General features: G+C 24.2%; 12 protein-coding genes. 11 read left to right on the top strand and 1 reads right to left on the bottom strand.

What is annotated here, in order from left to right; all coding sequences use genetic code 11:
• Window positions 1-304: 304 nt before the first annotated feature.
• The 6 genes from ACRC8M_RS09025 (at window position 305) to ACRC8M_RS09000 (ending at window position 3004) form a co-directional block, all read left to right on the top strand.
• Window positions 305-445: a hypothetical protein gene (locus tag ACRC8M_RS09025; protein WP_438528840.1), complete on the top strand. Its 141-nt coding sequence runs from the start codon at window positions 305-307 to the stop codon at window positions 443-445.
• Between the two features lie 26 nt (window positions 446-471).
• Window positions 472-759 (top strand): hypothetical protein, encoded by a 288-nt coding sequence (locus ACRC8M_RS09020; RefSeq protein WP_438528839.1) that lies wholly within the window; start codon window positions 472-474, stop codon window positions 757-759.
• Between the two features lie 64 nt (window positions 760-823).
• Window positions 824-1660 carry an Rpn family recombination-promoting nuclease/putative transposase gene (locus tag ACRC8M_RS09015; protein ID WP_438528838.1) on the top strand — a complete coding sequence of 279 codons (837 nt, stop codon included), beginning with the start codon at window positions 824-826 and terminating at the stop codon, window positions 1658-1660.
• Between the two features lie 20 nt (window positions 1661-1680).
• Window positions 1681-2019 carry a hypothetical protein gene (locus tag ACRC8M_RS09010; protein WP_438528837.1) on the top strand — a complete coding sequence of 113 codons (339 nt, stop codon included), beginning with the start codon at window positions 1681-1683 and terminating at the stop codon, window positions 2017-2019.
• Window positions 2020-2294: 275 nt separating this feature from the next.
• Complete coding sequence (locus ACRC8M_RS09005) at window positions 2295-2678, top strand: hypothetical protein (RefSeq protein WP_438528836.1); 384 nt, start codon at window positions 2295-2297, stop codon at window positions 2676-2678.
• Window positions 2679-2725: 47 nt separating this feature from the next.
• Window positions 2726-3004: an HU family DNA-binding protein gene (locus ACRC8M_RS09000; RefSeq protein WP_438528835.1), complete on the top strand. Its 279-nt coding sequence runs from the start codon at window positions 2726-2728 to the stop codon at window positions 3002-3004.
• Between the two features lie 203 nt (window positions 3005-3207).
• Here the strand turns inward: ACRC8M_RS09000 and ACRC8M_RS08995 are convergent, their stop codons facing one another.
• Window positions 3208-3459, bottom strand: a complete 252-nt coding sequence (locus ACRC8M_RS08995) for a hypothetical protein (RefSeq protein WP_438528834.1) — start codon at window positions 3457-3459, stop codon at window positions 3208-3210.
• Window positions 3460-3873: 414 nt separating this feature from the next.
• On the opposite strand from ACRC8M_RS08995, the gene ACRC8M_RS08990 reads away from it, so the two are divergent.
• The 5 genes from ACRC8M_RS08990 (at window position 3874) to ACRC8M_RS08970 (ending at window position 8386) form a co-directional block, all read left to right on the top strand.
• On the top strand, window positions 3874-4050 hold the full coding sequence (locus ACRC8M_RS08990) for a hypothetical protein (RefSeq protein ID WP_438509042.1): 177 nt from the start codon (window positions 3874-3876) through the stop codon (window positions 4048-4050).
• A gap of 103 nt (window positions 4051-4153) precedes the next feature.
• Window positions 4154-4444 (top strand): hypothetical protein, encoded by a 291-nt coding sequence (locus tag ACRC8M_RS08985; RefSeq protein WP_438528833.1) that lies wholly within the window; start codon window positions 4154-4156, stop codon window positions 4442-4444.
• A 10-nt stretch (window positions 4445-4454) separates the two neighbouring features.
• Complete coding sequence (locus ACRC8M_RS08980) at window positions 4455-5288, top strand: hypothetical protein (protein WP_438528832.1); 834 nt, start codon at window positions 4455-4457, stop codon at window positions 5286-5288.
• 57 nt (window positions 5289-5345) lie between these two features.
• Window positions 5346-6572, top strand: a complete 1227-nt coding sequence (locus tag ACRC8M_RS08975; RefSeq protein WP_438528831.1) for a hypothetical protein — start codon at window positions 5346-5348, stop codon at window positions 6570-6572.
• A gap of 389 nt (window positions 6573-6961) precedes the next feature.
• Window positions 6962-8386: an IS4 family transposase gene (locus tag ACRC8M_RS08970; protein ID WP_320314624.1), complete on the top strand. Its 1425-nt coding sequence runs from the start codon at window positions 6962-6964 to the stop codon at window positions 8384-8386.
• The last annotated feature ends 302 nt before the right edge of the window (window positions 8387-8688 follow it).

The raw sequence follows: 8688 nt of genomic DNA, 5'->3' as shown, positions 1-8688 counted from the left end.
TAGTACAGGATAAATATAACAATATTAAAAGTTGGGAAGTAACAAAATTATCTGGAGGTTTTTATCTAAAGCAATTTATAGATGGAAAACAATTTGGAAGTGGAATTAGGACAACTAAAAAATGGATTGAAAGTATTTTAGAAACAAAAATAAAGTTTGAAAAGGGGTAGAAAATGAGAAATAAAATTATAGATCCAAATTATGTAAATGAAAAAAAGTTACAAAAGCTGTTATAGATTTAGTTAGTAAGTATTTTGAAAAAGTAAATACTCGAGTTGTGAAATGGAATGTAAAAGAGGATTTGATGAAATTCAAGAAATACGGAAACCTAAATGGACATGAAATGACTGAAGCTTTTTTAAGAGCTTGTGATAGATTAGGAGAGCTTATTGAAGAAGATGAAGTTCAAGAATATTTTAATGATTTTGGAAGTTGTGGACTTTAAAAATAAAAATTAGAGGAGTGATTAGAATGAAAAATATTTTAGTGTATATATACAAGATTATGAAATGGTTATTACTATTTATGTTATTTACAATTTTTACTATATTAACATTTTATCTAATAGATAAGATGGTTAGAGCAATTAGAGGGTTAATAAGCGTTGGATTTTTGGGAACATTTTTATTACCAGGGAAAACTCCAGCAGATGTTTATCTGGCAATGGGAGTTCTAGTAATAGGTAGTACATTAGCATTAATGTTAAGTCAAGGAATATGCCATTTTCTAAATAAGAAAATGGTACAAGTGTGGGAGTAATATATTGATATTATTTGAATATAGAGGTATAATAGAAATAAAGATTATAGGAAGGTGATGTAGTATGTGTACTCAATTATTTGATCCAAAAGTTGATTATGTTTTTAAAAATATTTTTGGCTCTGAAAAGCATCCGAGAATATTAATATCTTTTTTAAATGCTTGTATAAAGCCTAAAGAACCCATTGTAGAGGTTAAGCTAAAAAACACAGAAATGACTAAGGAGTATATAGAAGATAGTTTTTCTAGGTTAGATATACTGGCTAAAACAAGTACTGGTGAATTAATTAATATTGAAATGCAAAGAGCAGATGAACGTAATATGGTAAAGAGAAGTTTATATTATTGGGGTAAAGCATATATTAGTGAATATACAGGAAAAGGTGCTTATACAAATTTACCAAGAACAATATGTATCAATGTATTAGATTTTATTTTATTAGATGAAGAGAAATTCCATAATAAATATTTAATACAAAATGTAGAAAATAAAAATATATTAACAGATACTTTAGAACTTCATTTTATAGAAATACCTAAAATGAAAAACATAGATGAATCAGACTTATTAAGTATTTGGGTAGGATTCTTAGAAGATCCAAATAATGAAAAAGTAATATCTTTAGAGAGAAAAGTTGAAGAATTACAAGAGGCTAAAGAGGAACTTGCAAGAATAAGTAGAGATCCAAAAGAAGCAGAGAATTATCGTATGCGTGAAAATGCAAGAAACGATAGACAAAATGCTCTATTATCAGCAGAAGAAAAAGGATTAAAAAGAGGATTAACAGAGGGAGAAAGAAAAGCGAAGTTAGAAATCGCAAAATCTTTAAAAGGAATATTATCAGATGAAATAATATCAGAAAAAACAGGATTATCTTTAGAGGAAATAAAAAATCTTTAGACAACTGGAGGTGCTGACATATGGACTATAACAATTTAGTTTTAGAAAAAGCATTAAGAATCGTATATTTTAATGTTAAATCAGCATTGGAAATAACTAAAGAGGAAGATGTTGAGAAATATTATAGGTTAATCTTTTTGATAATAAAAAGAAGATTAAGAACAGGAAAAAAAACTAGAACTAATTATATAAAGAAAAAAATAGAAATTCAAAGAGAAACTTTATCTAAAGAGGATATGTTAGCATTAAAATATTTAGAAGATAATTTAGATTTTCTACACAAGGTAGTAGAAATATTAGTTGAAGAAAAGTGTAGTAGTAATTGGTTAAATAGATTAAAAGAAGAGTGGAAAGAATAAAAAAAGAGTTAGTTAAAATCATGGGGGCATGTTTAACTAACTCTAGGTGGGGGGGAACAGAAATATGAAAGAAATACTTCTGTTGATATCCTATCATATATTAAAAAAAAAGAATCTACAATAAAAAATCTCTCTAAAAAAATTAGAGAGATTTTTATATTATTAAATATAAATTTAGAAAGGTTATTAAGATAATAACAGAAAAATTCAATAAAATCAATAGCTTGTAGATTTATATAAATTATATTAAAATATTGGATAAAAGGAGGATGGCTATGAGAATATGTAAAATATGTGGAGTAGAAAAGCCTTTGAGCGAGTATACGTCTTATAAAAATTATCCAACTAAATTTAGATATGTATGCAGAGAGTGTGAAAATAAAAAAGCAAGAGAAAGAGGACAAAAACTTAGAGAAGAGTTAATTCGTTTAAATAGAGAAGAAGAGGAAATTATTAGAGAATTTAATAGACTGAAGTCAGCAAATCAAATATTAAATTTATTAATTGAGGGATATGATGTAAGCTGGAGTGGAGAAGATACAGTAATTTTTAATAAAGCAGAGAAAACAGTCCATGCAAAACATGCAACAAAAGAAATGTATAATATAATATTTGCAAGATATTGTATAGAGTTAGAAAAAAGATTTGTAAAAAGGTAGTATAGTGAAGTATAATAGTAAAAAATAAACGTAGGAGGGATAATAAAATGACAAAACAAGAATTTATAGCATTATACCAGGAGAAAATGAAATTATCTTCAAAAAAGGAATCAGAAACATTAGTAAATGGTTTTTTTTCAACATTAGAGGAAGTTTTAGTAAAAGGTGAAGAGTTATCAGTAATAGGATTTGGAAAGTTTGAAGTAACTACTCAATCAGCAAGAACTTGTAGAAATCCACAAACAGGAGAGCAAATGCAAGTACCTGAAAAGAAAGTAGTTAAGTTTAGAGCAGGAAAAAGTTTAGCTGAAAAAGTAGCAAAATAATATATAAAGTAAAAATGAGACCTTAAAAAGTCTCATTTTTTAATAGTATAAAGTTTTCTTGGTACAAAGAAACTATAAGATAAAAAACATCTTAATTTTATATTAGAGCTTCCTAATCCTAAGGTATTAGGAAACTCTAAAGAAACTGGTAACGTTTCGTAAGTATAATAATATATTAAAAAATTGAAATCTACAATAGAAAATTATATCAATTTGAAATATTTTTTATAAATATTTTTGCTGTGAGAGTTAATTAACTCAATATACTCACTATATTCAAATATTTCTGTAGTGTTATTATGAAATACATATTCAATGATAATATCATCCAGACTTTTAATAGTTATATTAAATAATAAAAAATCAAATTCATTATTTTCTAAGAGTATATTTATTCTTAAAACATTTTTTCGCTTATTCAAATAAGCGTAGCTTTTATATTTATATTTTTGCATAACCTATCTCCTTTTATTAAATTATATAAGAGTTAAACAAAAAATTCGTAGCCATATACTACGAATTTTTGTGTTAAATTAATTGAAACGAATAAAAGAGTGTACTACTCTTAATTCAAGGTACATATATCATATAATATAAACCTAAAATCTACAATAAAAATTTTAATCACCTCTCAAAATTTATTAAATGTTAACGAAAATAGAATTTTAGAGGATTGGCTCTACATGAAAAACATGTAGAAAATATTTATTTAGATACAAGTTAATTATACCTATAATTATAAAAATCTACAATAAATTTATTGTAGATTCATATTCTAAAGTGTAAAATATACTTGTTGTAGATTGTTTTACTTTGATAAAGAGAATCTTTTTAGGTTCTCTTTATTAATTAAAATACTGGAGGAAATAATGTTAGAAATAAAATCAGAAGAAGTAATTGCTTTATGCAAGAGTTCAAATAGATTTTACAAAAAAGGAATAATTCTTTTTATAGAAAGTGGATCTATTACTTATAAAATTCATAATGTTACAGATATGAGTTTTGAAAATTTACAAAAAAGAGTTTATGGATTACAAAATATATAAAAATGATTGAAAAGGCTATGTATTGTAGCCTTTTTATATTGTCAAAGCTATGAAATTGCTATATACTTAAAGTATAAGATAATAAATAGAAGGGAGATTCAAAATGACAAAAGAAGAAATAAGAGACAAATTACTAGGAATGAAGGAACAATATGTTTTTGAAATAACTGGCGAAAAGGCTAAAAAGAAAACATATTCAAAACTATACTTTTTAAAATTAAATAATAATAGATATTTAGCTTGTGATATATTAGCAGGATTTGTAATAGGAACTATAATAGAAGAAAATTATATGAACCTAGAAAAGACATTAGAAATGGTTCAAGGGTATTTAGATGAAGGATATACTTTAGTAGGAATAAGTGATCCAAAGTTCTCAAAAATTGTTGAGTAGGGAGTAAAAAATGCTAGAAAAACTAAGACTGTTAATAAAAAATAACTTTAAGATAAAGATTTTAAATAAATTTTCTGGAAAATTATTAAATGAAGATATTTTCAAAATATTAAAAGAAAGGCAGAGTTGGAATACCCCTTATTTAGAAGATGATATTTCAATATTAGAAATAATAGAACCTAAAATTTTTTATAAAAAAAAATTACTTGGAAAAGAAGTTGATATTTTAGATTTAACTCATATTAGTAATTCAAGAATAAATGATTCAGCTAAAGAAATAGGAAGTGTTAAATTAAAAAACTATTTTATTTTAAAAAATAAAGAAGAATTAAAATCATTACATGTAGAAATTCAAAAAGAACTTGAAAAAAAACCAGAGAAATATTATATATATAAATATGCTTGGAATAATATTTTAGCTTTACATAATGGTGATTTTTCACATAGATTTCTTTCTTTAAGAAAAAATTTAGAGATATATGATTTAGAAATGACTTTAAAAGTAGAAAATTATATCGAAGTTTCTCTTAATATACAACATATAAAACAATTAGATTTAAAATTTGATTATTATATAACGACAAAAAATAATTTAGATAATTTAGAAAAAGAAATATGGAAAATAATATACCATAGTAGAAGTTTAAAAAATTTAATTTATAAAAAGGAAATAGAAGAGTTGAAAACCTTTTATTCTACTTTAGAAAGTAAATATTTTCAAGATTTTTATATACTAAAAGTTCCTAAAAATTTCTATAATATAATTTTTGATTTAAAACAAAATGATTTTAAAAAATTAAAACTAATTGGAGAATCTATAGATAAAAAAACGAAATATATTTAAAGAAATTTCTATTAAGTACAAAAGAAAAGTAAAAATATTATGAAGGGAGAAGAGAAAATGGAGTTTATTCATCCAGATCATTACTTTAATAAAAATCCAGAATATAAATCTGAAGGAATTAAAACTTTAGAAATATTATTGGAGGGATTATCAAATAAACAACAAACAGCTTTATTAAGGGGTCTTCAAGATGGAAATAGTCAATTTGAAGAAAATCAATATTTACAGCATGCAGTAGAAAGTACTGTTAATTGTTTCTTTAAAAAAAATTTTGATAAGTTTGTATATGAACCTAAAGCAAGTTTTGGAAATAAAAATATGGACTGTGGAGTAGAAATAGATAATTTTAAAATCAATTTTGAAGTAAAATGTCCCAAAATTTCTTTAAAGGAAAAAGGAGTGTTATATACTCAAGCTATTGGATTTGAAAGTCCTCAAATAGCGGAAGAAAAAACAAAAGATCCTATAAATGGAATAAAAAAATTATTATCAAAAAGTGGTTATAAGAAAGTTCTATCATATAATGAAGTAGGTGGAGCTAAAAATAAATATTCTGATTTATTATACCTTTTAAAAGAAACACATTTAAAATCTAGAGATAATGAAGTTAATATTTTAGTTGTTTCTTTGTACTCTAAACATAATTTTACAGAATGGATTAACTACTATTGGGATATTATAATAGATCCTACAAATAAAAGAGAATTTCAAAATGTAGATGGAATAATTTTTACAAATACAATAAATCATCATATTAATAACTTGGAATCAACTTCGTATCCCTGGTCATTAGAAAAACATCTTTTATTTTTTGTTAAAAATCCATTAAAACCTAATAAAAATATAAATAAACTTGAAATGATAATGAGAAACATATTTGGAGAAAATATACTATTGTTACAAAATGAAATGATAAAATTTGATAAAAATATTAAGAATAAAGTTTTGTTGAAAGAAGCGAGTCTTATATTACAAATAAATCATAGGTTAGTCAAACGTCCAATAGTTTATACAAACGAATATATTTGTGAAAATATTGATCTATTAAAAAGGGAAGTTTTTGAAGCTTATGAAGAAAATAAAGAAAAATTTAAAAAATTTGGAGTAATAGATTTTTATAAAATATTAAATGAAAAAATATTGGATATAAGAACAAATACTAATATGACTGAAGAAAGAATAGAGCGATTATTTTTATGTAGTAAATTAATAGACAAAATTGAAGAAAAAGAAGGTAAAAAATTTTTAGACAATGAAAAATATATGTATATGAAAGAAAGATAATTACTCGAACTAATTTTTATTTTTACTTTTAAATAATTTAGTGCAAATTCAAAGTGATTAAAACAAGGTTGAATCAAAGTAGGTTAAAAAACTAAGCCGTTTTAATCACTTTTTATTTTTCAAACAAAATCTCGTACTTGAGACTGAATACGAGATTTAATCCATTGATCATACTATGATTTGTTAATAATTTAAAATTTTCAAAATCTAAACGAGATATTATTTTACTATATACGAGATTTTTCTTATATATTGATTATAGGTTTTCTATATGTAAGCATTACTTTTGCTACAAGGGGTCCCGTCCATGCCCGTCAACCTAAGAAAAGAAGTTTAGTTCCTTGTATGATATAATTAAGCTAATATAACAACAAAGGACGGGACTCAAATTGGTAGATAACAAATTTAAATACTTAATAAAAGGATTAAAAAATGTATTCAATATTGATGAAATAAATAAAATTGCTAAAGAATCAAAATTTATGCAGCGAAAAAGCAGTATAAAACCTGAAGATTTTTTAATTTTTAACACCCTACATGGAGAAGATCTTTGTAAAACTCCACTATCTCAATTAGCTTCTAGATACGATGCAATATTTGATAAACAAGTTTCTAAACAAGCTATAGATAAACGATTTAATAAATTTTCAGTAGATTTCATGATGACCATTTTCAATAAAATTATGTATACTCAAAATAACATTTTAAAAGACTTGGAGAGTACTTTAAATTTACATTTTGAAAGAGTTATCATTAATGATTCTACTGGATTTGCTTTACCTAAAGAATATGCAGATAAGTTTCCTGGAGCTGGTGGTTCTGGTTCGTCCGCTGCGATAAAAATACAACTTCAATATGAACTATTAACTGGATCATTCATGAAAATGGATATTTTTCCTGGAACAAAAGCAGATGCTACATATTTAGAGTCTATGGAAAAGGAAAATAAAAAAAATGATTTAAAACTAGCAGACTTAGGATATCTTAAAATTGATTATCTAAAAAAATTACAAAAAAGTGGAGCTTCATTTATCTCTAAAGTTAAAAGTAATACAGCTTTGTATATAAAAAATAAAAAACCTGAAAGATATAAAACTGGTGGAATAAAAAAATCAAGCAGATATATAAAATTAGATATTTTGGAGCTTTCAAAACCCTTGATAGAAGGAGAAACTATTGAATTAAAAGATGTTTATGTTGGTTCTAAAAAAGAATTTAGAAGTCGTTTAATTGTAACGAAGCTAACAGAAGAGAATAAAAATAAAAGAGAGATTGCACATAAAGAAAATATTAGAAAGAAATGTCAGGTATTTAAGCAAGGACGGATGGATTTTAATAGTGTAAATGCTTACATATCTAATGTTAGTGATAAAATTCTTGATAGTACTCAAATTCATGAATTGTATACTTTAAGATGGCAAATAGAGATAATGTTTAAAATTTGGAAATCAATTTTTAAAATAAATGAAGTAAAAAAAGTAAAGATTGAAAGATTTAAATGTTTTCTTTATGGGCGATTAATAGCTCTATTACTTTCATCATCAATAGTTTTTACAGCTAAAAATATTATTTTAGAGGAGATAAATCAGGAAATTAGTGAAATTAAATCATTTGGCTCTATTTTTCAATATTTACCAAAATTAGCTTCAGTAATATTTAAAACTGAAACTCATCTCTTACAGTTTTTTAAGAAAGTATTTCTTAATTTTAAACGATTTTGTTTAAAATCAAGTAAGAATAATAAAAAAATTCCAATAGATATTTTAAAAATAATAAAGTTAGACTTACTTAAAATTGAAAAAATAGCATCATAAAAATATAATTATCAAAAATACTTACAAAAATTTAGGAGATTATTTTCTATATTTTTTAGCATACAAAAAAATATGATTTTTTCTGCTAACATTTAAGTTAAATATTAACTTAAACGTTAGCAGTTATTTAAAAATTGTTTGTAATTCTTAGGTTGACGGGCATGGGGTCCCGTCAGGAAAACGCGGAATAACAACGCTAAGGATTTTCCTGACCATCTATGACCCCTTTATTTTCAATGCTTAATCTATATTTAGCTCTCTTAAAAATTCTAAAGAAGTTGTACAACAATCTGAATCAAATT

The sequence above is a fragment of the Cetobacterium sp. genome (genome assembly GCF_051653945.1).
Lineage (GTDB): Bacteria > Fusobacteriota > Fusobacteriia > Fusobacteriales > Fusobacteriaceae > Cetobacterium_A.
Note: the sequence above shows the minus strand (reverse complement) of the source record. Positions and strands in the feature narration are given on the sequence as shown.

Coding starts and splice junctions, on each gene's coding strand:
- ACRC8M_RS08995 (WP_438528834.1), bottom strand. CDS start 3,459: ATGCAAAAATATAAATATAAAAGCTACGCTTATTTGAATAAGCGAAAA.
- ACRC8M_RS08975 (WP_438528831.1), top strand. CDS start 5,346: ATGGAGTTTATTCATCCAGATCATTACTTTAATAAAAATCCAGAATAT.
- ACRC8M_RS08980 (WP_438528832.1), top strand. CDS start 4,455: ATGCTAGAAAAACTAAGACTGTTAATAAAAAATAACTTTAAGATAAAG.
- ACRC8M_RS09000 (WP_438528835.1), top strand. CDS start 2,726: ATGACAAAACAAGAATTTATAGCATTATACCAGGAGAAAATGAAATTA.
- ACRC8M_RS09005 (WP_438528836.1), top strand. CDS start 2,295: ATGAGAATATGTAAAATATGTGGAGTAGAAAAGCCTTTGAGCGAGTAT.
- ACRC8M_RS09015 (WP_438528838.1), top strand. CDS start 824: ATGTGTACTCAATTATTTGATCCAAAAGTTGATTATGTTTTTAAAAAT.
- ACRC8M_RS09020 (WP_438528839.1), top strand. CDS start 472: ATGAAAAATATTTTAGTGTATATATACAAGATTATGAAATGGTTATTA.
- ACRC8M_RS09010 (WP_438528837.1), top strand. CDS start 1,681: ATGGACTATAACAATTTAGTTTTAGAAAAAGCATTAAGAATCGTATAT.
- ACRC8M_RS09025 (WP_438528840.1), top strand. CDS start 305: ATGAAATTCAAGAAATACGGAAACCTAAATGGACATGAAATGACTGAA.
- ACRC8M_RS08990 (WP_438509042.1), top strand. CDS start 3,874: ATGTTAGAAATAAAATCAGAAGAAGTAATTGCTTTATGCAAGAGTTCA.
- ACRC8M_RS08985 (WP_438528833.1), top strand. CDS start 4,154: ATGACAAAAGAAGAAATAAGAGACAAATTACTAGGAATGAAGGAACAA.